22 protein-coding genes are annotated in these 23,566 nt (G+C 31.7%); 5 read left to right on the plus strand and 17 right to left on the minus strand.

The window, feature by feature from the left end; translation table 11 throughout:
- Positions 1-8 precede the first annotated feature (8 nt).
- Both IKZ35_00670 and IKZ35_00675 read right to left on the minus strand, forming a co-directional pair.
- The gene (locus IKZ35_00670) at positions 9-524 is read right to left on the minus strand and encodes a hypothetical protein (protein MBR4892478.1); all 516 of its coding nucleotides are present in this window, start codon (positions 522-524) and stop codon (positions 9-11) included.
- Between the two features lie 13 nt (positions 525-537).
- Entirely contained in the window at positions 538-1,482 is a 945-nt protein-coding gene (locus IKZ35_00675) for an ROK family protein (GenBank protein MBR4892479.1), read from the minus strand.
- A 163-nt stretch (positions 1,483-1,645) separates the two neighbouring features.
- On the opposite strand from IKZ35_00675, the gene IKZ35_00680 reads away from it, so the two are divergent.
- The 4 genes from IKZ35_00680 (at position 1,646) to IKZ35_00695 (ending at position 4,610) form a co-directional block, all read left to right on the plus strand.
- Entirely contained in the window at positions 1,646-2,371 is a 726-nt protein-coding gene (locus tag IKZ35_00680) for a hypothetical protein (GenBank protein MBR4892480.1), read from the plus strand.
- A 64-nt stretch (positions 2,372-2,435) separates the two neighbouring features.
- Positions 2,436-3,350 (plus strand): TIGR01212 family radical SAM protein, encoded by a 915-nt coding sequence (locus IKZ35_00685; protein MBR4892481.1) that lies wholly within the window; start codon positions 2,436-2,438, stop codon positions 3,348-3,350.
- Between the two features lie 51 nt (positions 3,351-3,401).
- Positions 3,402-3,818, plus strand: a complete 417-nt coding sequence (locus tag IKZ35_00690; GenBank protein ID MBR4892482.1) for a TIGR04086 family membrane protein — start codon at positions 3,402-3,404, stop codon at positions 3,816-3,818.
- A gap of 105 nt (positions 3,819-3,923) precedes the next feature.
- Entirely contained in the window at positions 3,924-4,610 is a 687-nt protein-coding gene (locus IKZ35_00695) for a phosphoribosylaminoimidazolesuccinocarboxamide synthase (protein MBR4892483.1), read from the plus strand.
- Positions 4,611-4,672: 62 nt separating this feature from the next.
- Here the strand turns inward: IKZ35_00695 and IKZ35_00700 are convergent, their stop codons facing one another.
- The 3 genes from IKZ35_00700 to IKZ35_00710 form a co-directional block, all read right to left on the minus strand.
- Positions 4,673-6,784 carry a polyribonucleotide nucleotidyltransferase gene (locus IKZ35_00700; protein ID MBR4892484.1) on the minus strand — a complete coding sequence of 704 codons (2,112 nt, stop codon included), beginning with the start codon at positions 6,782-6,784 and terminating at the stop codon, positions 4,673-4,675.
- A 209-nt stretch (positions 6,785-6,993) separates the two neighbouring features.
- On the minus strand, positions 6,994-7,257 hold the full coding sequence (gene rpsO / locus IKZ35_00705) for a 30S ribosomal protein S15 (GenBank protein ID MBR4892485.1): 264 nt from the start codon (positions 7,255-7,257) through the stop codon (positions 6,994-6,996).
- Positions 7,258-7,387: 130 nt separating this feature from the next.
- Positions 7,388-8,221 carry a pyridoxamine kinase gene (locus IKZ35_00710; protein ID MBR4892486.1) on the minus strand — a complete coding sequence of 278 codons (834 nt, stop codon included), beginning with the start codon at positions 8,219-8,221 and terminating at the stop codon, positions 7,388-7,390.
- 88 nt (positions 8,222-8,309) lie between these two features.
- On the opposite strand from IKZ35_00710, the gene cls reads away from it, so the two are divergent.
- The gene (gene cls, locus IKZ35_00715) at positions 8,310-9,716 is read left to right on the plus strand and encodes a cardiolipin synthase (protein ID MBR4892487.1); all 1,407 of its coding nucleotides are present in this window, start codon (positions 8,310-8,312) and stop codon (positions 9,714-9,716) included.
- Positions 9,717-9,931: 215 nt separating this feature from the next.
- Here cls and IKZ35_00720 read toward each other — a convergent pair whose 3' ends face one another.
- The 12 genes from IKZ35_00720 to IKZ35_00775 form a co-directional block, all read right to left on the minus strand.
- Positions 9,932-12,361 (minus strand): hypothetical protein, encoded by a 2,430-nt coding sequence (locus tag IKZ35_00720; protein MBR4892488.1) that lies wholly within the window; start codon positions 12,359-12,361, stop codon positions 9,932-9,934.
- 89 nt (positions 12,362-12,450) lie between these two features.
- A complete protein-coding gene (locus IKZ35_00725) occupies positions 12,451-13,128 on the minus strand; it encodes a methyltransferase (GenBank protein ID MBR4892489.1) in 678 nt (225 codons plus the stop codon).
- An 82-nt stretch (positions 13,129-13,210) separates the two neighbouring features.
- Positions 13,211-13,381, minus strand: coding sequence for a 4Fe-4S binding protein (locus tag IKZ35_00730; protein ID MBR4892490.1), 171 nt, complete (start codon positions 13,379-13,381; stop codon positions 13,211-13,213).
- Between the two features lie 71 nt (positions 13,382-13,452).
- The gene (locus IKZ35_00735) at positions 13,453-14,313 is read right to left on the minus strand and encodes a stage 0 sporulation family protein (GenBank protein ID MBR4892491.1); all 861 of its coding nucleotides are present in this window, start codon (positions 14,311-14,313) and stop codon (positions 13,453-13,455) included.
- Positions 14,306-15,313 carry a hypothetical protein gene (locus IKZ35_00740; GenBank protein ID MBR4892492.1) on the minus strand — a complete coding sequence of 336 codons (1,008 nt, stop codon included), beginning with the start codon at positions 15,311-15,313 and terminating at the stop codon, positions 14,306-14,308. The genes IKZ35_00735 and IKZ35_00740 overlap by 8 nt, the downstream gene beginning before the upstream one ends.
- Positions 15,310-16,590 (minus strand): aminotransferase class I/II-fold pyridoxal phosphate-dependent enzyme, encoded by a 1,281-nt coding sequence (locus IKZ35_00745; protein ID MBR4892493.1) that lies wholly within the window; start codon positions 16,588-16,590, stop codon positions 15,310-15,312. Before IKZ35_00745 ends, IKZ35_00740 begins: the two co-directional genes overlap by 4 nt.
- Positions 16,591-16,699: 109 nt before the next feature.
- Positions 16,700-17,419, minus strand: a complete 720-nt coding sequence (locus IKZ35_00750) for a glutamine amidotransferase (protein MBR4892494.1) — start codon at positions 17,417-17,419, stop codon at positions 16,700-16,702.
- Positions 17,412-18,752 carry a DUF1727 domain-containing protein gene (locus tag IKZ35_00755; GenBank protein MBR4892495.1) on the minus strand — a complete coding sequence of 447 codons (1,341 nt, stop codon included), beginning with the start codon at positions 18,750-18,752 and terminating at the stop codon, positions 17,412-17,414. The genes IKZ35_00750 and IKZ35_00755 overlap by 8 nt, the downstream gene beginning before the upstream one ends.
- Before the next feature lie 3 nt (positions 18,753-18,755).
- A complete protein-coding gene (locus IKZ35_00760; GenBank protein ID MBR4892496.1) occupies positions 18,756-19,745 on the minus strand; it encodes an NAD(P)H-dependent glycerol-3-phosphate dehydrogenase in 990 nt (329 codons plus the stop codon).
- A gap of 325 nt (positions 19,746-20,070) precedes the next feature.
- Positions 20,071-20,685: a glycerol-3-phosphate 1-O-acyltransferase PlsY gene (gene plsY / locus IKZ35_00765; protein MBR4892497.1), complete on the minus strand. Its 615-nt coding sequence runs from the start codon at positions 20,683-20,685 to the stop codon at positions 20,071-20,073.
- 18 nt (positions 20,686-20,703) lie between these two features.
- Complete coding sequence (gene der / locus IKZ35_00770) at positions 20,704-22,038, minus strand: ribosome biogenesis GTPase Der (protein MBR4892498.1); 1,335 nt, start codon at positions 22,036-22,038, stop codon at positions 20,704-20,706.
- Between the two features lie 229 nt (positions 22,039-22,267).
- Positions 22,268-23,563 (minus strand): DUF512 domain-containing protein, encoded by a 1,296-nt coding sequence (locus tag IKZ35_00775; GenBank protein MBR4892499.1) that lies wholly within the window; start codon positions 23,561-23,563, stop codon positions 22,268-22,270.
- Between the last annotated feature and the right edge of the window lie 3 nt (positions 23,564-23,566).

The following is a 23,566-nucleotide window of genomic DNA, read 5'->3' on the forward strand; positions in this document are numbered from 1 at the left end:
CTTTAATTTTAATTTTTTATTTCTTTAATATATGTTTGTCCCTTATATTTAAATGTTACTTTTAAAGGTTTTAGGTCTAAGTTAACATCGCATACAAAAGTAACTTCTTCTGTTTGGCCTGTTTTTATATTGACATTTTCGTCTCCAGTTTTAGTTTTATAATATTCTCCAAAATATGTTTTATTATCATCACAAAGAATTTCAATCTCTACCGAATGGTCTATATCAATATCATATTCTTCATTATTTTTTACTAAGTAGTTTAATACAAAATATTTACCGTCATTATTATTAAGTTTTATTTTGGTATCCCCACCGTCAAACTCAATATTTTTCATTTCCTTTATTTCGTTAAAAGTTATTTGCGCATTACCTAAACTAAAATTATCGGGAAATTCATTAGTTACTGTTTCCACTTTGTTTTCATTAGGCTCAAGGTTATTTTTCGTAACTTCATTTTTATCGCCACAGCCTGAAATAAAAATCACGCCAAGGCATAATATTAAAACTAATATTTTTTTCATATTTATCTCCCCTTTAATTCATTGCAAGAAATGCTGCACCAATAATTCCTGCATCATTATATAATTTAGCAATTTCTATTTTGGTCTTTTCTACATAATTATTATATTTGCAAAAATAAACAATTTCTTTTAAAGGCTTTAGAAGATAATCTCCCTCTTTGGATATTCCTCCGCCTATAACAATTTTTTGAGGCTGTAATACATTTATAATAGATGTAACACCGCATCCTATATATCCTATATATTTATCCACTACTTCCTGTGCAGCCTTGTCCCCTTTTTTCGCACAGTCAAATGATGTTCTTCCGCTTACTTTAAAGTTATTATCCTTAACCCATTTATGCATTAAAGAATCAGGGTTTTTATCCATAGCCTCTTTTGTAAAGCGTATAAGCGCACTTACAGATGCATACTGCTCCCAGCAACCTGAACATCCGCAAGTACAAGGTGCACCGTCAACTTCAATTTTCATATGCCCGAGTTCTGCTCCTGCTCCGTTAAAGCCACTGTAAATCTTGGAGTTTATTATTATACCTCCTCCGACGCCTGTCCCCAATGTTACGAAAACAAAACTGTCGCACCCTTCACCATATAAAATATACTCGCCTAATGCTGCTGCGTTGGCATCGTTTCCTATACTTACCTTTTTGTTAAGTTTTTTTCCTAACATTTCTGATATAGGCACATTGGTCATCCCTATATTGCTTAAATGCTTTATTATCCCCTCTTTATTATCAACTATCCCAGGGCATCCCACTCCCACACCGTATATATCATCCATACTAAGAGATGCTTCTTTTACGATTTTTTGTGATAGTGTTGCCATATCATCAATTATCTTTGATGGCTCTCTTTCTTTCAAAGTAGGAGTTGACCCTTTATTTATAATGTTGCCCTTTTCATCTACTATTCCTGCGGCAATATTTGTTCCCCCAAAATCTATTCCTAAGTAATACATAAATGCCTCCATTAGTTAAAAATATCTATATAGTTATTATATATATTTTTTTAAATAAAATCAATTAAATATTTAAACTTTTAAATTAGCGAAAAAAAATATTGCAAAGGATAAGAAAAAATGATAAAATAATAACATATAAATTTAAAAGGATGGTACATATATGAACGAATTTAACGGTATCGAAACAAACGAAGTTTTACAGCAACCAAACGAAAATAGTCTAAAGGCTAAAAAGAGTTTTTTTAATTTCTCTTTATCTAAACTTTTTGTTATTTTATTAGGCTTTACAGCAGCACTTTGTACTTTATATTTTTCTATTGACACTATTTATAAACCTCTTATAGAAAACATAAAGTTATTTACCGAGCAGCAACAGGCAGGTGCCGAAATTTCAGCTCTTAGCATGATTCCTATATACATATATCTTGCTATTGTTTCACTTTTTATAATCTGCCCTGTAATAGCAAGTCTTCTTCCTAAAAAGTTTAAAAATATGGCAATAATTCTTATGATGGTTCCTTTTTCTTGGAAAATTCTTGAATTTTTACCTTCACTTGTTGATATTATTTTATACAGCATTGAATACAAAGAAGAATACAGTCAACTTATTGCAATGGATGAATTTAAAACTCAGTTAAGAGATTTATACTTAATGTTAGTTGCAACTTTATCTGTACTTGCGGCTTCTATTATAATCGCTCTAAGAGGTAAAGAAAAGAAAGTAAAAAATACACCTGAAATTTCAGATGAAAACGATGTTGTATTCTACGAAATTTCTGATGAAACTAAAGAAGTTGTTACAGAAGATAACGAAGAAGAAGTTACAGAAGAAGCTACAGAAGATAACGAAGAAGTTATCGACGAATCAGACGAAGAAAATCTTTAATATATAAAAAGGCGATGTGAAGATTACATCGCCTTTTTAAAGTCAGTATTTTAAGGTTAATTTTATGTATTATAAATATTCAGAGTATCTTAAAGAAAAATACAAAGAAAAAGTATATAAACTTCCTGTTAATCTTCCCCTTACCTGCCCTAACAGAGACGGTACAAAGGGGTTTGGCGGGTGCATTTTCTGCTCCGAAATAGGTGCAGGGTTTGAAACTAAAAAAGCAAGTGTGCCTATAAAGACACAACTTAAAGAGAATATGGCATATATCGGGAAAAAATACAATGCAAAAAAGTTTATTGCTTATTTTCAAAATTTTTCAAACACTTATCTTCCGCCTGATGAGTTTTATAGAAACTTAAAAGAGGCATCCCAGTTTGAAAACATTGTAGAAATTGCAGTTTCTACCCGTCCTGACTGTATTACAAAGGCTCATCTTGAGAGTGCAAAAAAGATAAAGGACGAATACGGTGTTGAAATAATGTTTGAAATGGGGCTTCAGACTGCAAATGACAATTCTCTTAAAATTCTTAACCGTGGGCATACAGTATATGATTTTGAAAATTCGGCAGGTCTTATTCATGAATATGGCTTTTTAGTTGGTGCGCATGTAATTTTAGGGTTATTTACCGATACGATAGAAGACGTTAAAAACACTGCCCTGTTTTTAAATAAATGTAAAGTAGACAATATAAAATGCCATTCTTTATACATACTTAAAAACACACGACTTTTTGGAATGTATGAAAAAGGCGAAATAAAACTTAAAACCAAAGAGGAATTTATAGATGAAGTGTTTGTTTTTCTTGCTTACCTAAACCCTCAATGTGCTGTTCAAAGGTTACTTGGAAGAGCGCCAAAGGAAGACACTGTTTTTGAAAACTGGGGGCATAGTTGGAGAAAGATACATAACGAAATTGAAGAAAGAATGAGAAAGACAAACTTTTGTCAAGGTCAAAGTTTAAAATTAAAATAATCATAAAGGCAACTTTTTTTAAATATATTTATACCGAAAGGAGTTTTTTCCATGAATATTATTGATTTAAGAAGGTCAGTTATAAGTGCTTTGGTAGGCATTATATTAACCGTAATTTTATTTTTACTTTTTACTTTACTTACTGCTATGTCTGTAATTCCTGACGGAGCGATAAAAACAATTTCTATAATCATTACTGTTTTTTCTGCTTTTGCATCAGGCTTTTTAACATCTAAAAATGTATATGAATACGGTCTTTTAAACGGACTTGCTACCGGTCTTATATATTTTCTTATGCTTTTTGTTTTAAGCATTATAGTTACTCTTAGTTTCTCTTTTACATCTTCTTTATTCATCCGTTTTCTGCTTATTATAATTGCATCAGGCTTTGGCGGAATTTTAGGAATAAATGTAAGAGCAAACAGACAAAGACAAAGACGAAGAAGAAGTGCATACAGAAGAGTATAAAATATTTAATTTTTTTTAAAAAAGTATATGCAAATTAAAAAAAGTGTGATAAAATAATTTTTGTTATTTAAGATAATTTTATTTTTTATAGAAGGAGCGCTACTTATGAAAAAGATTTACACAGGTAAAACAAAAGATGTTTACAGTTTAGATAACGGAAACGTTATGTTAAAATTCAAAGACGACTGTACAGGCAAAGACGGAGTTTTTGACCCAGGTGAAAACTCAGTTGGTCTTACAATAGACGGTATCGGTAAAGCTAATCTTGAAACATCTATTCACTATTTTGAACTTCTTAAAGAAGCAGGTATAAAAACTCACTATGTTGGTGCAAATATAGAAGATGCTACAATGGAAGTTCTTCCTGCTACTGTTTTCGGACACGGTTTGGAAGTTATCTGCAGATTGGTTGCAACAGGAAGTTTTATAAGAAGATACGGTGAATACATTGAAGACGGAACAGTTTTAGACGGCGGATATGTTGAATGTACATTTAAAAATGACGAAAAAGGCGACCCGTTAGTTACAAAAGAAGGTCTTGTTGCTCTTAAGGTTATGAGTGATGAAATGTTTGAAAGCATGAAAGAACAGACTTTAAAAATCACAAAAATTGTTGCTGACGATTTAAAAACTATCGGTCTTGACCTTTGGGATATTAAATTTGAATTTGGCTTTAATAAAGATGAAGTTATCTTAATTGATGAAATTGCTTCAGGTAATATGAGAGTTTATAAAGACGGTAAAATCGTTGACCCTGTTGAACTTACAAAACTTATATTAAACAGAAACTAATAATTAAATAACTAAAAAAAATAAATGGTTGTACAATTTACAACCATTTATTTTTTATATAATTATTCGCTGACTGTTTCTTCTTTTTCTGGGCGAGGAAGTGCATCTTTTCTTGAAAGATTTATTCTTCCCATTTTGTCAATCTCAACAACCTTAACAACTATTTCATCGCCAACATTAACAACATCTGTTACTTTATTAACGCGTTTAAAGTCAAGTTTTGAAATATGGCAAAGACCTTCTTTATTAGGAAGAACTTCTACAAATGCACCGAAGTCCATAATTCTTGTAACTTTACCTGTATAAACTTCGCCAACTTCTATTTCTTTAACAATACCTTCAATTATTTTAACAGCCTTGTTACCTGCTTCTGCATCATTTGCTGCAATAAATACTCTTCCGTCATCTTCAATATCGATTTTAACGCCTGTATCAGCGATAATCTTCTGAATAACTTTACCGCCTGAACCGATAACATCACGGATTTTATCAACATCAATCTGCATTGTCATAATTTTAGGAGCGTATTTTGAAAGTTCAGGTCTAACTTCAGGAATTGCTTTTAGCATTACTTCGTCTAAGATATAATATCTTGCATTCTTGGTTTTTTCAAGCGCTTCTTTGATGATTTCCATAGTTAAACCGTCAACCTTGATATCAACCTGAATTGCTGTGATACCTTTCTTTGTACCACCAACTTTAAAGTCCATATCTCCGTAGAAATCTTCCAAGCCCTGAATGTCAACCATTGTTGCAAAACCATTGTCATCAGTAATAAGACCACATGAAATACCTGCAACAGGAGCAGTGATAGGAACACCTGCAGCCATAAGTGCAAGGGTACTTCCGCAGATACTTCCCTGAGATGTAGAACCGTTAGAACTTAAAACTTCGGATACAACTCTTATTGAATAAGGGAATACATCTTCTGACGGAATAACTGGCTCTAATGCTCTTTCTGCTAAAGCACCATGACCAACTTCACGTCTGCCTGGGCCTCTTGAAGGCTTTGTTTCACCAACTGAATAACTTGGGAAGTTATAGTGGTGGATATATCTTTTTGATTCTTCTTCGTCAATACCGTCTAACTTCTGAACATCAGAAAGAAGACCTAATGTAACGATAGATAAAACCTGAGTCTGACCACGGGTAAACATACCTGAACCGTGTGGTCTTGGAAGAAGGTCAACTTCTGCAGATAATGGTCTTATTTCGTCCATTCCTCTTCCGTCAACTCTTTTTCTTTCGTCTTTAAGCCATGCTCTTACAATCTTCTTCTGAAGTTTGTACATAACTTCGCCGATTTCTGCATCTATTATTTCTTCATATTTTTCTTTGAACTCTTCAACTGCTGCATCAGTTATAGCCTGAATTGCTTTATCTCTTTCAGATTTTTCTATAATAACCAATGCTTTTTTAACATCTTCGCTAAACTTAAGTTCAACATCATCGAATAAATCGTGGTTTACATCGATAGATTCATAACTGAATTTTTCTTTACCGATTTCTTTTGCTATCATATCGATAAAATCGCACATTTTTTTGATTTCTTCATGAGCAATTTCGATAGCCTTTAACATATCTTCTTCAGATACTTCTTTAGCACCTGCTTCAATCATAACGATTTTTTCTCTTGAAGCAGCAACTGTTAAATTAAGAGTAGAGATTTCTCTCTGTGCGCTTGTAGGGTTTATAACAAATTCCCCGTCGCAAATACCCATATTAACAGCACCGATAGGTCCGTTAAACGGAATATCAGAAATGGCAACAGCAAGTGCTGCACCGTTCATTGCTGCTATTTCAGGTGAGTTATCCTGCTCAACTGACATAACAGTTGCAACGATAGAAACATCGTTTCTTAAATCTTTAGGGAATAAAGGTCTCATCGGTCTGTCGATAAGTCTTGATGTTAAAATCGCTTTATCGGTAGGCTTTCCTTCTCTTTTCATAAATGAGCCTGGAATTTTACCAACTGAGTAAAGTCTTTCTTCAAAGTCAACATTAAGAGGGAAAAAGTCTATTCCTTCTCTTGGCTTTGCAGATGCTGTTACGTTAACTAATACTGCAGTTTCTCCATATCTTACAAGGCAAGACCCGTTTGATAAACCAGCCATTTTACCTGTTTCTACGATAAACGGACGGCCTGCAAGTGTTGTTTCAAATACCTTAAACATAATTTTCTCTCCTTTGTATTAAATATTTATCGGAGGTTAGTGCAGTATGAAGCACAATTTATAATTTAAAACCATATAGTGTTCGAGTACTACTGCACGAAGGTTTTAGCAGTTAGATATATATTCCCTTTTAAAACACATATCTAATTGCTATAACCTCTTTTTCTCCGAATGATTATAATTAAAGGGGCATATTTGCCCCTTTAAAATTACTTTCTGATGTTTAACTTTTCAATAATTGCTCTGTATCTTTCGATATCTTTCTTCATAAGATATGCTAAAAGATTTTTTCTTTTACCAACCATCATTAAAAGACCTCTTCTTGAGTGGTGGTCTTTCTTGTGAGTTTTAAGATGCTCTGTAAGATGATTGATTCTTTCAGTTAAAATAGCAACCTGAACTTCTGGAGAACCTGTATCACCGTCTTTTAACTGATAAGTTGTGATTAATTCCTGTTTTCTTTCTTTAAGCATTGTTTTTTACCTCCTTTTATTATTTATCACATACCTTAGTAAAGGGTCAAAGGTGTGCGAAATTTATTCGCTTTATCCCTAAACCAAGAATATTGACCATAGAACATTCTAACATATGAGTAAAGTTTTGTCAATTTATTTTTTTATTAAATTGAAAGAATTTTTCATAAACAAGACCTTGCTCCCAACTTCCTCCCAAATTATAAGTTTCCTTTATAATTTCGGTAAGAACATTATGGGCATTTACTGCTGCTTCTTTAACATTTTTACCGTTAAGCATTTCGCCTAACACAACAGATGAAAAAACATCCCCTGCGCCGCAATAGTCCCCTTTTATGTATTCACATTCTATTATTTCTACCTCTCCGTATTCGGATACTACCATACACATTTTATCTTCTAATGGAACGGATGTTATTATAATTTTATTTGCCATACCGTGGCTGTTAAGCCTGTCTACCAACCCTCTTATATTTTCTCTTGTAACCGTTTCTTTATATGGAAGTTTTGCAAGAAAACACGCTTCGGTAAAATTAGGGGTTACTAAATCTGCATAAAGGCAAAGTTCTCTCATTTTTTTAACAGATGAATCGTCAAAAAAAGTATAAAGTTTACCGTCATCCCCAAGAACAGGGTCAACCAAGACAAACTTTTCCTTTATTTTATTTTTAATCATAAACTGCTTAACTGTTTCCATCTGCGAAACTGTCGGAATATAGCCTGTAAACACTGCATCAAACTCAACGCCTAAATCATCAAGACGCGAGAGTATATCCTTTGTAGTAAATTCTAAATTAAAATTTGCAGGGTTTTCAAAACCTGTATGATATGATAAATATGATGTAACAATCGGGCAAACTTCATACCCCATTGCCGAAAGTGTTGGAATTACAACCGTAAGCGAACATTTGCCGAATGTTGACAAATCGTTTATTGCTGCAACTCTTTTTAATAATTTTTTCATAACTTTATTCCTTTTTTTTAATTCTCTATTTATTGTAATATAAATCTTAAATAATTACAATAATAAATTTAAAAAAGGGTGTGAAAAAATGCTGCTTATCTTATTTTTAATAAACTTTTTATGTATTATAACCGTTATTTTTTCTGACAACAAAAAGCCACAGGAAACTGTTGCCTGGATACTGCTTTTATATATATTTCCTATTGGCGGAGTTTTAGTTTATATACTTTTTGGAAACCCTTTTCCTGCTTATAAAAAAAAGAAGTTATCATTAAGAGAATATTGCCATTTTAAAGATTATATAGAACTTAATAAAAAAGATATTTTAAAGGATAAAAAAAATATTTCTAAAAATTCCAAAGATTTAATTTTATTTAACTTTAAAAATAACTTAAGCATCTTTTCAAAGGATAACACTCTTACCCTTTTTACTGACGGATATGATAAATACAAGAGCCTTTTTAATGATATATTAAATGCAAAATACTCAATAAATATTGAATATTACATTATAAGAAACGATAAGGTAGGCAACGACTTTGTCAGTCTTCTTACAAAAAAGGCAAAAGAAGGGGTTAAGGTTAATTTGCTTTATGATGAATTTGCAAGTGCAAAAACATCTCTTAAGATGTTTAAGCCTCTTATTGATGCAGGGGGAAATGTTCACCGTTTTTTTAATTCTATGGGTATAAATCTTATCAAGGTAAATAACCGCAACCACAGAAAAATTGCAGTTATAGACGGAAAAACAGGTTATATAGGTGGAATGAATATAGGGCTTGAATATATGGGCTTAAAAAGGCTTACGCCTTGGAGGGATACACATCTTAAAATAGAGGGGTCTGCTGTATATTCTCTTCAGGCAAGGTTTTTAAATGATTTGGTTTTATGCACAAAAAACTTTAAGATAGATTATAAATTTTATTTTCCCAAAGTAGACTTTTTGGGGGATAAGAGTGTACAGATTATTACATCCGACCCTGAATGCAGGAAAGAGGAGATAAAATACTCGTTTATTAAAATGATAAATATGGCAAAAAAAAGCATATATATTCAGACGCCATATTTTGTGCCTGACTCTGCATTTTTGGAGGCTTTAAAAATTGCGGCACTGTCAGGGGTGGATATACGCATTATGATTCCAGGAAAGCCTGACAAGAAATATATTTATTATATCAATATGTCTTATATTGATGAACTTATAAAATACGGAGTTAAGTTTTATATACTTGATGCCTTCCTGCATTCTAAAACTATTGTAACCGATTGCGAGATAACCTCGATAGGTACAAGCAACTTTGATATAAGAAGTTTTACGCTTAATTATGAAATAAATGCTTTTATATATGACAAGGAATTTGCTATAAAAAATGTTGATGCTTTTTTACAGGATATTAAAAACTCAAAACTTTTAACCTATGAAGAATTTAAAAAAAGAAGCACATTTAAAAAGTTATGCGAAAAAACGCTAAAACTTTTTTCGCCTTTAGCATAAAAAAACTGCACTTAAAACCAATCTATATTCCTAAGGACAATAATAAATAGTGATATTCTATTCTCCGTTAAAACTCGCTGAGCGAATACCACTTGGACAAAGTCCAAATATAACTGCGTAGCAATAACACTTGCCGAAAGGTGAATAAAACTAGCCAAGTGTCTTTAAGAACACTTGGCTATAAAGGTGCAGTTTTTAAATGCCTGTAAAAAAACTTAAGTATAAATTCTGTCATTCTCAATATAAATATTTTTTGAATTAAAGAGTTCTTTTGGAAGATATCTTCCAATTAAGCCCAAAGATGATAAAACTGACTCTAAGTGATACAATGTAGAACCACTTAAATTATTTTTTAATATTACATCAATAATGAGTTCTTCATATGAGTTAATATTCTTATCTTTTTTGATAATAATTTCTTTAACATACCTTCTGTCTTCCACCATCGGTGCAACAAGTTTTAAATCAGGCGGAAGATATTTTTCCATTACGGAAGATAAAACAAACGGATTCCACGAAAAATCTATCTTTGGAAGTAAATCATACAAATCAAACTTAACTAAAGATATAAAATCTCTTTTTTTAAGTTCTTCTCTTATAATATTAAATATAAGGTCTGTATTTTTCTTATCTATATTAAATCTGTCTTTTTCTATGTACTCATCTTCAGAAATTCTTACAATTTCTCTTTCTATATCCTTAAACACAGAATATGCAGTACCGATTGACCATTTAACCATAGTTACAAAATTCTGATAATCGGTATATTTTAAAATACCGTTATTAAATAAGAATTTTTCTACAATTACTCTGCTGCTGAGTTCTCTCTTTTTCGTATTGTCTTTTAGTATATGAGGTCTTCTGAAAAGATACATATCGCCAAAAAGATACGAGGTAAGATAGAAAAGATTCGAAGCATTTTTTATATGGTTCATATAAAGAAATTCCCTGTTATTTTTAAGAAGCATATCGTATAATAGTTGCTCACTTATATATCCTTTATATTCGTTAAAAAGCAATGTAAGAGTTTTTAATATTGCCTTTTTGTCGTCATTTCTTATATTAAGGCTGTCTGTATGGATAAAGTAGTTATACTCCCATTGGAGAATATCTCTGTTTGCTATCTGGCAGTTTGTAATAACCACTTCGGTAGCACCAGGGAATTTTTCCTTGATTTCTCTTTTATGAACAGGTCTTTTCTTTTCTTTTACAAACTCTGAAATAAGTTCTCTCATATTTTTTCTTTCTTTGCCGAGTTTTGTTATAGAGTCCCTTTCAAAAATAAATTCATCTTCATAAAAATATTTTAAAACGCCCTGAAGAAAATATCTGTTTTTAATGCTTGATTTTTTTACAAGTTCGTCCTTAAACTGAGCAAATAAATCTGCAAAAAATATGGTGGTTTCATCTGATTTATCAATATAATCTCTTATTTTAAAAAGCAGTGAGTCAGGAATTTTTATATTGGATGTAACAGTGTAGCATCCCCTGTCCCAAAGAACAAGATATGCACATATCCTTGCGCCTAACGCTCTGTTATTATCAGGCAAAGAAACATCTCCGAATTCTTCTTTTACAAGAGCTCTTAACCTATCAATGTCTTCATCAAGATGTATTCTTATCCCCTCTTTAAAATTATTGCGGATAACAAGGGCGCACAACTGCCCGTAAGAAATTCCTGATTTATAAATATAGTTACCCTTTTTTATATATCCATTTAAAAGAAGATAGTTGGTTAAGTCTTCTATATCTATATACGGAATATGATTTTTATTAAGGCTTTCGGTTATAACCACCATTTTCTTATTAAAGTTAACTATATCTTTAATATAGTAATCGGTTATACCTAAGAGTCTGTCCAGCACTTTTTCTTTTGTGTCATTATTTATTATTAGTTTATTGCAAAAGTCAAGATACTTATCTTTATATACAACAGAAAGTGTATATTTCATAAGATTAAGGTCTTCATAATCTTTAAAGTAAAAGTCTAATTTATTAAGATTTATACATGACTTATAATTATAATTTTTTATAATATCTATAAGCGCAATATCAAGTATGCTCTTTATTCTCTTTAAAAAGCCACTCTCTATCTGTCTTACTCTTTCTCTTGTAACATTAAATGATTCGCCTATTTTATTAAGTGTTATCCCTTTTGACCTTTGAAGAACCACATCAAAATGCTCTTCTTTTTTTAAAGCGCCCAAAAACTCATTAAGCCTTTTTACAAGAGGCTCTTTATAGTTTATAACAGCCTTGCATACTTTAAGATAAAGATTTACATTGATACTGTATAATTTATAGTTTCCAGAATCTTTAAGTTGCTCAATAGTTGATATATTGTTTAATAAAAGTTGGTTTATTGCATTTTTACTGATATTAAAAAAAGACAGTGTTTCAACTGATAATAAATAGTTATCCTTATGAATAACCGAGAAAATATCAATACCGTCTAAACTGCCTTTAAATTCTTTATATTTATTTTTTATACTTTCTATTTTTGACACGCCAATACCCTTGACATCTTTTAGGGCATCAAAATCAAAATTGTCAAGTTCGGACATATACTGCATATTGTTCTTATCACAATATTCTAAAAAAATATGATAAATATTTTCGTAAAAAATATCACTGATTTTATGCATGGTATTACTACCTCCAATAATTTATTATTGGGAATATGCCTTATTATAGTTATATTATAACATTATATTTTAAAATTGTATATACTTTTTTATAAATTTTTATAAACCTCCATGGTCATTCCGCTTTTTCCGCCTTTTATGCCCTCTATTACAAATATTTTTGCAGGTTTATCCATATCGGTTACAAACATTATTCTTTTTGGCTCAATTTTATTTTTCTTAAATTCGTATATAACATCACTAAGCCTGTCAATTCTGTTAACCATAGTAAGTTTCCCGCCGAATTTAAGGGCATATTCTGCCGCCTTAACACAGTCTTCTAAAGTAAGGAGTATTTCATGCCTTGCACAAGTTTTATAACTGTTATCATTTAAAAAACCTGTGTCAACTATTTTATAGGGGGGATTAACCGTAACATTATCAAAAAAATGGCAGGGTAAATAATCTTTATAGTCTTTAACATCCCGATTTAAAATCTCAATTTTTTCATTAAGCAGGTTAAGTTCTACCGACCTTTTAGCCATATCACTCACATCTTTAAAATATTCCACACCCAAAATATGCTTACCCTTTTTTAAGCCGCAAAGAAGAATAGGCACAATGCCGCTTCCAGTGCATAAATCAAGAACTTTCGCATCCTTTCTTATACTTGCAAATTTAGAAAGGACTACTGCATCTGTGCCATATTTAAACCCGTCATTATTCTGAATTATTTTAAGGTTATCTATATTAAGTTCGTCAATTACTTCGTTATCTTTTAAGTTCATTGTATTCTCCCTGTATTAAAAGGGCGTTCACACAAGGAATCATTAATTCCTTATGTGAACGCCCTTTAAGGTCTTTAACTGATTATTCCTGAACAGGCGCTCCAACAGGACAAACTCCTGCACATGCTCCACATTCGATACATTCATCAGCGCTGATAACGTATTTATCATCACCGGCTGAAATTGCATTTACAGGGCATTCACCTTCACAAGCTCCGCACATGATACATTCATCTGTAATAATATATGCCATAATTCGCACCTCCTTAAACTATTTATCTATGGGTATTATAACATACATAATTTATAATATCAACTGTTTTTTTAATCTTCAAGTTTTTTAAGTTCCTTATATGTTTCTTCGTCTAATGATGCTTCTGCATTTTTAAGAATTTTTATCTCGTCTACCGAAAATTGCTGAACAGCATTGGTTGCTGACATCACTGCTCTTAATGTTCCTTTAAGCACATTGACATCCAAAACTGTGGCTTCCCCCTGAGGAGTTTTTATAATTGATTTTGGCCTTGGTGTAACCTTCCACATTTCTTCATAAGTTTCCTGCTCAAAGTTTAAACAACACATAAGCCTTCCGCAACCGCCTGAATTTTTTGTGGAATTTAAACTTAAATTCTGGTCCTTTGCCATTTTAATAGATACGGGCTGAAAGTCGCCTAAGAAACTTGAACAGCAAAACGGTCTTCCGCATACGCCGATGCCTTTTATAATCTTGGCTTCATCCCTTACGCCGATTTGTCTTAATTCAATTCTTGTTTTGAAAACTGCCGCAAGGTCTTTAACAAGTTCTCTGAAATCTATTCTTCCTTCTGCAGTAAAGTAAAATAAGATTTTACCCCTGTCAAAAGTGTATTCAGCGTCAAGAAGTGTCATATTAAGTTTATGCTTTTCCACTTTCTGTTTGCATATTCCTATTGCTTCTTTCGCTTTTAACTGATTTTCTTCTAAAATTTTTAAATCTTCGTCATTTGCAATTCTTACAACCGGCTTTAACGGGTGCAATACCTGTTCTTCGGGTACTTGTCTGTTACCTATTACAACCTCGCCCAGTTCAACTCCTCTTGAAGTTTCAACTACTGCATACTGACCTTTTTCAATTTTCAGATTTTCAGGTGCAAAAAAATATGTTTTGCAATTCTTTTTAAATCTGATTCCTACTATTTCAACCATGTATTTCCTCCCTGATACTCAAAAGAGTATTTAATATTGCCAACTTATAATTGGCATTTTTAGATAGTTTGTAAGACAACTCTCCCAACAGATTTTCTATATTAAAAATATTATTTATTGACAGGATATTTATAAGAGCATTTAATTCGTCTTTTTTATCAATATTTACAACTAAACCCTCTTTTGATGCTTTGATATACCCTGCATCCATGGTAAATATGCTTACAACTTTTATAATATCTTCCTTTTTTTCTTTATTTTTCATAAAGATATCAAAAAGGTCGTTATAAGAAGAACTGTCATTGCTTCTTATAATTTTTATAAAGGCAGATAACACACTTTCTCTGAATAATAAACTGTCTTCATCTGATATAAGTTGTATCATTTTAGAGATGCTTCCGTCAGAAATATGTGCGTAAATCTCTTTATCCTCTATGTCATTATAATAAATATTTAAATATTTTTCAAGTTCTTTTGCCCCTAAAGTCGGAAAGTTAAATATTACCGCTCTTGATTTAATGGTGGAAAGAATTTTTGAAAGACCGTTGGTTATAAGTATTATAGTTATATACTCAGGCGGCTCTTCAAAAATTTTAAGCATTGCATTCTGGGCTTCAACAGTCATCTTTTCTGCGTTTTTTAAAATATATATTTTTCTTTCTCCATAAAAAGGTCTAAGATAAACTTCTTTTTTAAACTGACGGATGGCTTCAACTGAAATTGATGCTCTTTGCTTTCCGTCTTCCCCTATTGTAAAGTCAATTACCTTAAGGTCAGGGTGAACATCATTTATTGTAAGACGGCAATTATTACATTCTTCGCATAAGTCTATATTAAAATTATCGCAAAGAATACCTCGCGCAAATATTTTTGCACACCTTTCTTTGCCTATTCCTTCTGCTCCGTCAAAAATATATGCGTGGCTTATTTTTTTAGTATTCAATGTGTCTTTTAAACTTGATTTAATAAAATCATGGCCTATTATACTGCTAAAATTCATTCTATCACACACTTTATAGTTTTTTTGTTTATATATTTTAATACATCATCATTTATAATCTCGCCCTCAACTATTACAGGTACAGAGGGTGGAAAATTTATAACAGTCTCTGCGCTTACTCTTCCTGATGCATCTTTAATTAAAACTTCTTCTTTATCCATTTTAATAACTTCGTATGGCAAATACTTACCTTTTGGAAGTTTAAAATTATATTCCTTACAGTCAAAGTCTTTGCAAAATTTGATAATTCCCTTTTTTAATAGTTCAATTTCCTTTTTATAGTTATGAATACTTACTATAAAAGTAATATTTTCATCATCACACATTTCGCACACTATTTTATATTTATCTTTTATAAGTTGTGCTTTACATTTAGCATCCTTGCAATTTACAACAAATTTAAAAGGGTCATTATCCGATAAAATTCTTATGTTTTTTCTCTTTATAGATTTTTTTACTAAGTCAAGATATAAAATATACTCTCTTAATTTTTTTGCCCCCTTTAATTTCATATACTCATCCATACAGTCAATGGAGAGCATAAAAAGATAAGACGGGCTTGTAGAAGTAAAATTTCTTAAATTTTCCTTTACTTTATCTTTTAAGTTTTTATTATTGATAAGTATGCCTCCCGTTTGAGTAAGAGACGGAAGATTTTTATGAAAACTAAGTATTGATATATCAGGCTTAAAATTTTTATTATGAAGATATCTAAAATGAGTACCGTGGGCTTCGTCGCATATAAGAATAAGATTATTACTCTTTAAAAAGGCTGATATTTCATCCATTTTTGCCCACATTCCGTAATAATTAGGGTTAGTTATAAATAAACCTTTTGCATCAGGGTTGTTATTAAAAGCATTTTTAATATCTTCTGTATCAGGAGGGTTAGGAATACCAAAATCATTAAAGGAAGTTTCTATAAATACGGGGTTTAATTTATAAAGTTTAACAGCATTTATAACGGATATATGGCAGTTTCTGTCAATAATTATTTTATCATTTTCATTAAATATGCCCAAAGATGCCATAACACCTGATGTTGCACCGTTAACCAATGGATAAAAATAATCTCCCCCCAGTGATTTTGCCATCTTTTCTTCAAAGTCTTTTATAATTGATACTTCATAAAAAAGATTATCGGTTTCTTCAAGTTCGGTTAAATCAAATGAACTTTTAAGAAGTTTATTTATTTTATTATTTCTTCCCATATGGCACGGAGTGTGAAAACTTATATAACCTTTATCTACATAGTCTGAAATCTTATATATCATCATAACTCCCCATAATACATTATTTAATTTATTTTAGCATATTTTAAAATAAAAGTAAATAATTTGACAGCCTTTTATTTTTAAAAACAAAAAAACTGCTATAAGCAGTTTTTTAGTTTTCCTTATATTTATCTATAATAAAATTTTGAGCCTTTTCTTCCACACTATCATCAAGTGGCTTTAGATAAAAATTATCATCATACTTTTTAATCGCTCTTTTTAATATTTCATCACAAAGTGCAGGGTTTTTAGGAAGAAGAGGACCATCAAGATAAGTGCAGAAAGTGTTTTTATAAATTACTCCCTCTCTTTTATCTTCTCCGTTATTTCCGTTTCCAAAAATTACTTCTCCAAGAGGCTCTAAAATTCCTGTATTCATTCTCCCATTATGGTTTTCAAAGCCTACCACTTTTCCGAATTTTGTATCCAATATAACATCTGATACAAATCTTTTTTCTCCCCATTCTGATTTTACAGGGATGATATTTAAGCCCTCATATTTTTCGCCTTTTAGGTGAAAATACTCGCCTATAATATCAAAGCCGGAACAGACACATAATAAAACTCCACCGTTTTCCACATAATTTTTAAGTCTTTCTTTATAAGGTAAGAGTTTTTCTTTTGCAAGGAGAATTTCTTTTTCTCCGCCTCCGCCTAAATACAGGATATCAATATTTTCAAAGTCTATTTCGTCGTCCATTTTATACTTTATAACCTGACTTTGTATATCTCTCCATTCAAGCCTTTTTGAAAGTGATAAAATGTTACCAAAGTCGCCATACATATTAAGAAGTTCAGGGTAAATATAGCCTATTTTAACTATGCTATCCATTATTTTTACCCTCCAGTTCCTTTAATATTTTCTGACTTTCAAAAATAACAGTATAGTTCACAAGAACATATAAAACATCACTGTCAGTTTCAAGTTTATCTAAAATGGCTTCTTTAATATTATCATAAGTGTTATATAAAGCATTAACTTCTGAATATTTAAGCCTTACATTAAGTTCGTCTTTTCTCATTCCACAAAGGCCGATAGAGCCCACATTTTGATTCTTCAAAGAGTCAAAATCAACATCCCATATCCACGAGATATCTCTTCCGTCTGACTCACAGTCGTTAACTGCAAGTATAATATCTTTTTTTGCTTTATCGCTCATCACAGTCTGTAATGCCTGATTAAACCCTGCAGGGTTTTTTGCAAGATTTAGGATAACTTTCTTTTTAAGGTTAAAGGCTTCCATTCTTGCTACCTGAGGCTTATAATCGGATAAAACTTCATTTATATTTTCAAAATCTATCCCAAGTGTCTTAATAACAGACAATGCTGCGAGTACATTATACACATTATAAAAACCTTTATAATTAAGTGCAATTTTAGTATCGTCATTTACTGTAAATGAAATGCCATCTGATAAATCAATATCCTTGGCATAAAAATCTAAATCAGGATGATTAAAGCCACAATTATCGCAACTAAAATTCCCAAGATGGGAGTAGTGATAATACTCATAGGAAAGTTTTTTACTGCACTTAGGGCAAAGTTTCATTTCCCCGTCTTTATATGAAGAAACACTCTTTTGCCCAACACCGAATGTTAAATAATTTCCATGCTCTTTTGCTATATTAAAAAGCACAGGGTCATCACCGTTAACAATAAGTTTTACTTCTTTTTTTAAATTAAGAGCACCTTTAAGATAATTTGCAGTAAGTTCAACCTCTCCGTATCTGTCAAGCTGGTCTCTGAAAAGATTTGTAATAACCATAACTGTCGGCGTTAAATGTTCAAAAATCTTAACTGCAAATGCTTCGTCCATTTCCAAAGTTGCATAGTCATAGTTTATATTGCCTTTTAGGTCGCATTTTTCTATAAAGGCAGTTATAACGCCTGAGAGCATATTTGCTCCGATATTATTGCATACAACCTTAAAGCCTTTATCGGTAAGTATTTTATCAATTATATTATTAGTAGTTGTTTTACCATTTGTACCGCATACTGCAATTATGCCCTTAGAAATTTTAACTGATAATATTCTAAGAACATCAGGGCATATTTTATATGCTATTGCCCCCGGAGTTGCAGAACCTTTTTTGCCCATAAGTTTTCCTAAGTATATAAGAATTTTACATACCCAGACTGATAAAACAAATCTTATTTTCTTCATTTATTATTCTTCCCTTTTTTCTCTTAACATAAGGTTTTCCATAGAGGAATTTACATCGTAATTTTCGTATAAAACACCGTATGCTTCTCTTACAATCGGCATTTCAACCTGATATTTTTTTGAAAGTTCGTATGCACTCTTACAAGCAAGCATACCCTCTACTACCATGCCCACTTCTTTTTTTGCTTCTTCAGGAGTTTTACCCTGACCTATTAAAATACCTGCACGACGGTTTCTTGAATGCATACTTGTACAGGTAACTATTAAATCGCCTACGCCTGTAAGACCGCTGAAGGTTTCGATTTTTCCGCCCATTTTAGTTCCAAGACGGATAATCTCTGCCATACCTCGTGTCATAATTGCTGCTTTGATATTATCTCCGTTGCCTAATCCGTCAGATATACCAACACAAAGAGATATAACATTTTTAAGTGCTCCGCCTAACTGAACTCCGATTATATCAGTAGATGTATAAACTCTTAAATAGTCGCACATAAAAATATCCTGAACTTCTTTTGCAACTTCTAAATCAAGTGATGCTGCAACCAAAGTTGTTGCCATTTTTTTACCCACTTCTTCAGCATGGGAAGGCCCACTAAGTACACAAACTTTTTTCTCAGGGTTTAAAACTTCTTCTATAACTTCGGATAAGCACTTAAGAGTTTCTTCTTCAAGACCTTTTGCAATAGAAACTATCAACTGGTTTTTATAAAAAAGCTTGATATTTTCAACAGTTGATCTTATAGCAAAAGACGGACATGCAATAACAATCAATTCTTTATTAAGCAGTGCTTCTTCTATACTGTTTGTATAGTTAACATTATCATTTAGTATTACTCCAGGCAAAAACTTCAAATGTTGTTTATGAGTTTTAAACATTTCACATTCTTCTTCTAAATATGACCATAGTGTAACACTGTGTCCGTTATTAGCAAGTACGCTTGTGATTGCTGTTCCCCAACTGCCTGAACCTATTACTGCTATATTTTTCATTTTACCACTCCTTTTAAAAACAGATGTGTAGTAATATAGTGCTGTAGTACTTGAACACAATATGCCTTAAACTTGTTAAATTCTAATCTTTTTAATTTGTCGTCCTCGTAAGGCGTCAGCCTGACTTCGTCCTTCGCATTAAAAATTTTGAAAATTTTTCTGCGTTTAAGGTCGAAGAGTTTTAAAACGAGAAATTTTGTTTCAGATAAAGAAATATCAAAGATAATACTTTCGTATATCTGAAGAGATTTCTGCAATATGAAACATAATTTATATTTTAAAACCATATGGTGTTCGAGTACTACTGCACTAACCTGATTAAATTTTAAGACTTCTCGCCAAGTTTTCTTTCTTCGCCTTTTACAAGTCTTTTTATATTTTCTTTGTGTTTGATTATAACAACTAAAGTAAGGAAAATTACTGTTATAATTTTTAAGTAGTCATAAGGTGCAAAAAAACATATAATTATTGAATTGAATACGCACCCTAACATTGAGCCTAACGAAACATATTTTGTAAGAGCCATTATAAGTATTGCCACTGCCAAAGTAATGAGTGCGGCACGCCAGTCTATCATAAAAGACAGGGCAAGTGAAGATAAAACTCCTTTGCCGCCCTTAAAGTTAAAGAACAAAGGAAATATATGCCCGAACACTGCAGATGCACCTGCTAGTGTTGCAGCAAGTTCCCCTACTGAATATATATTCCCCAAAGGATATATAATCACATACGCTAAGATACCTTTTAACATATCTCCCACAGTAACCATTGCTGCTGCTTTTTTGCCTAAAGTTCTTAACACATTTGTTGCCCCTGCACTTTTAGAGCCTACTTCTCTTACATCTTTTTTATAAAACAGTTTACCGATTATAACTGCAAAACTTAAACTTCCAAATAAATAGCCGATTATAACTGCTAATATCAAAACTAAATATTCCATACTAAATTCCTTTCAGAGTTACTTGTTTGGATTATCCGAATTTCTCTCTCTTATAATAAATCTTAAAGGAGTGCCTTCAAAACCGAATATGGCACGAATCTGATTTTCTATATATCTTTCATATGAGAAATGCATCAGTCTTATGTCATTGACAAAAATAACAAATGTAGGAGGCTTAATACTTGCCTGTGTTCCGTAGTATATTTTAAGCCTTCTTCCTTTATCACTTGGTGGCTGAACTTTCGCAGTTGCTTCTGCCAAGATATCATTAAGCATTCCTGTTTTAACCCTTAAGCACTGTTGCTCGTTAACATAGTTTATAAGTTCAAAAAGGTTTGAAACTCTAAGCCCTGTTTTTGCAGATATAAATAATGAAGGTGCATAAGTCATAAAAATAAGGTCTTTTTGAAGACTCTTACGGTATTCCTGCATTGTTCTTCCGTCTTTTTCAACTATATCCCATTTATTAACAACAATTATCATTGCCTTGCCTTGTTCGTGGGCATAACCTGCAATTTTCGTATCCTGCTCTGTAACGCCCTCTGTACCGTCTATAACAAGAAGACATACATCTGCACGGTCAACTGCCTGATAAGAACGGATAACACTGTATTTTTCAATATTATCATTTATTTTGCTCTTCTTTCTTACACCCGCAGTATCAATAAATGTATATTCTTTTTCATCAACTGTGATTTTTGCATCAATGGCATCTCTTGTTGTACCTGCCATATCGCTTACAATAAGTCTTTCTTCCCCTAAAATTCTGTTTATCAAAGAAGATTTACCTGCATTAGGCTTTCCTATTACTGCAACTTTAATACTGTCATCCTCTTCTTCATTATTATAATTTTTTGGAAAATGAGAAACAACCTCGTCAAGCAAATCTCCAACACCTAAACCGTGGATAGAAGATACTGAAACAGGGTCTCCCAGACCTAAATTATAAAATTCATAGTGAAGATACTGATTTCTTGAAATTGTATCTGCCTTATTACACGCAAGAACAATAGGTTTGCCTGATTTCTGAAGCATTGCGGCTACATCGGCATCATTGGCAGTAAGACCGTCTCTTAAATCGGTAAGAAGAATTATTACATCTGCCATTTCAATAGCAATATCTGCCTGAATTTTCATTTTAAGAAGTATATCATCTTTTGTTTTAGGCTCTATACCACCTGTATCAATAAGTGTGAAATTATGACCGCACCATTCAGCGTCCTGATATATTCTGTCTCTTGTAACGCCGGGAGTGTCTTCAACTATTGAAATTCTTTTTCCTACTATTTTATTAAACAAAGTAGACTTCCCTACATTAGGTCTGCCTACTATGGCAACTATCGGCTTCATCATATTTCACTTCCCTTTTTATCGTATTTTTTTGGTTATTATATAAATTTGGATGTTAATTAATTCATTATCATTTTTCAAATATTTCGCCTTTGGCAAAATATTTGAAAAATATATCGCATCGAAGATATATCGCGTACAAAGTACATATCGCAAATCTCATAAGAGATTTATATCGCCAAGTTTAAGGCATATTGTGTTCAAGTACTACTGCACTAAACTCATTATATCATTAAAGGAAAATTTTATCAACAAAATCTTCGCCATTTATCTCATTAAATAAAATTTTTGTGTTAAGAATATTTTCCATCTTAGAAACAGTCATATCATCTAAAAACAAATCTTTCTCTGCTCTTAGAGTATCAATAGATAGAAGGAGATTATCCCCTATGTCCACGCCTTTTAGGGAATCTATAATATCTCTTCCGCATAAAAGCCCTGTTACTGTGATTTTTTTCCCGAATAATTTATTTTCCCCTTTTATTATATTTAATTTAACCGATGGAAACATACTCTCTATTTTTTCTTTTATTTTAAGAAAATACGGATATGCCAGTTTACCTGTAACAATAGTTTTTTTAGTTTTCTTATCCGTCTTTTTCTTAAGTGCATTATTAACCTCATCTAAAAACGAAGACATCATTCCGACACCGTTTTCAATCTGAGGAAAATCTTCATAAACTTCAGGAGATGGCAAATCATAGTCTGACATTATATAAAACTCGTCTGCAAGATACACTATTCTTGACCCGTATTTTTTCAAAAATTCATTTTGAAGACTCAGTACAAGTTCTATTACTGAATTTGCATCTTCCCTGTTAAATTCATCTACTTTAAATAAATTTTCTCTGTGGTCTGTTATGCCTATCGGCACTACTGATATACTGTGCATATAAGGAAAATATACGGATAAATCTCTTATTGTTTTTTCAAGATGTTCTTTATCATTTACCCCTTTAACAAGCACTATCTGGCAGTTAACTGTTATTTTGTTACTTGTAAGTTTTTCAATTTTTTCCTTTATTCCTCCTGCAAATTTATTGTTTAGCATAAATTTACGAAGTTCATCACAAGTTGTATGAACTGATATATTTATAGGAGAAAGCCTTATTTTTATTATTTTATCAATTTCGTCATCAGAAATATTTGTAAGTGTAACATAATTTCCGTTTAAGAAAGAAAGCCTTGTATCATCATCTTTAAAATAAAGAGACTCTCTTAACCCCTTTGGAAGTTGGTCTATAAAACAGAAGATACACTTATTTCTGCAAGAACGGGGTTTATCTATAAGAGGGTTTGTAAATTCTATGCCTAAATCTTCATATTCCTCTTTCTCTATTTCGCATATGACATTTTCTCCATCTTTTGTTTCGATTTCCAGTTCAATATATTCTTCTGAAATTAAAAAACGGTATTCTAAAGCATCGGTAAACTTTTCTTTGTTTATCGATATAATTTTATCCCCTTTTTCCAAACCGATTTCTTCGGCTATGCTTCCTTTTTCAACTTTATAAATTTCTGCAGACATAAA

It is taken from the genome of Clostridia bacterium, assembly GCA_017554615.1.
Lineage (GTDB): Bacteria > Bacillota > Clostridia > UMGS1840 > HGM11507 > SIG450.

Excerpts from the sequence above, each read along its gene's own strand:
- IKZ35_00695 (MBR4892483.1), top strand. The coding sequence starts at position 3,924 with ATGAAAAAGATTTACACAGGTAAAACAAAAGATGTTTACAGTTTAGAT.
- IKZ35_00710 (MBR4892486.1), bottom strand. The coding sequence starts at position 8,221 with ATGAAAAAATTATTAAAAAGAGTTGCAGCAATAAACGATTTGTCAACA.
- IKZ35_00725 (MBR4892489.1), bottom strand. The coding sequence starts at position 13,128 with ATGAACTTAAAAGATAACGAAGTAATTGACGAACTTAATATAGATAAC.
- IKZ35_00740 (MBR4892492.1), bottom strand. The coding sequence starts at position 15,313 with ATGAATTTTAGCAGTATAATAGGCCATGATTTTATTAAATCAAGTTTA.
- IKZ35_00735 (MBR4892491.1), bottom strand. The coding sequence starts at position 14,313 with ATGGTTGAAATAGTAGGAATCAGATTTAAAAAGAATTGCAAAACATAT.
- IKZ35_00680 (MBR4892480.1), top strand. The coding sequence starts at position 1,646 with ATGAACGAATTTAACGGTATCGAAACAAACGAAGTTTTACAGCAACCA.
- IKZ35_00755 (MBR4892495.1), bottom strand. The coding sequence starts at position 18,752 with ATGAAGAAAATAAGATTTGTTTTATCAGTCTGGGTATGTAAAATTCTT.
- IKZ35_00775 (MBR4892499.1), bottom strand. The coding sequence starts at position 23,563 with ATGTCTGCAGAAATTTATAAAGTTGAAAAAGGAAGCATAGCCGAAGAA.
- IKZ35_00675 (MBR4892479.1), bottom strand. The coding sequence starts at position 1,482 with ATGTATTACTTAGGAATAGATTTTGGGGGAACAAATATTGCCGCAGGA.
- IKZ35_00720 (MBR4892488.1), bottom strand. The coding sequence starts at position 12,361 with ATGCATAAAATCAGTGATATTTTTTACGAAAATATTTATCATATTTTT.
- cls (MBR4892487.1), top strand. The coding sequence starts at position 8,310 with ATGCTGCTTATCTTATTTTTAATAAACTTTTTATGTATTATAACCGTT.
- IKZ35_00745 (MBR4892493.1), bottom strand. The coding sequence starts at position 16,590 with ATGATGATATATAAGATTTCAGACTATGTAGATAAAGGTTATATAAGT.
- rpsO (MBR4892485.1), bottom strand. The coding sequence starts at position 7,257 with ATGCTTAAAGAAAGAAAACAGGAATTAATCACAACTTATCAGTTAAAA.
- IKZ35_00730 (MBR4892490.1), bottom strand. The coding sequence starts at position 13,381 with ATGGCATATATTATTACAGATGAATGTATCATGTGCGGAGCTTGTGAA.
- der (MBR4892498.1), bottom strand. The coding sequence starts at position 22,038 with ATGATGAAGCCGATAGTTGCCATAGTAGGCAGACCTAATGTAGGGAAG.
- IKZ35_00750 (MBR4892494.1), bottom strand. The coding sequence starts at position 17,419 with ATGGATAGCATAGTTAAAATAGGCTATATTTACCCTGAACTTCTTAAT.
- IKZ35_00700 (MBR4892484.1), bottom strand. The coding sequence starts at position 6,784 with ATGTTTAAGGTATTTGAAACAACACTTGCAGGCCGTCCGTTTATCGTA.
- IKZ35_00760 (MBR4892496.1), bottom strand. The coding sequence starts at position 19,745 with ATGAAAAATATAGCAGTAATAGGTTCAGGCAGTTGGGGAACAGCAATC.
- IKZ35_00690 (MBR4892482.1), top strand. The coding sequence starts at position 3,402 with ATGAATATTATTGATTTAAGAAGGTCAGTTATAAGTGCTTTGGTAGGC.
- plsY (MBR4892497.1), bottom strand. The coding sequence starts at position 20,685 with ATGGAATATTTAGTTTTGATATTAGCAGTTATAATCGGCTATTTATTT.
- IKZ35_00670 (MBR4892478.1), bottom strand. The coding sequence starts at position 524 with ATGAAAAAAATATTAGTTTTAATATTATGCCTTGGCGTGATTTTTATT.
- IKZ35_00685 (MBR4892481.1), top strand. The coding sequence starts at position 2,436 with ATGTATTATAAATATTCAGAGTATCTTAAAGAAAAATACAAAGAAAAA.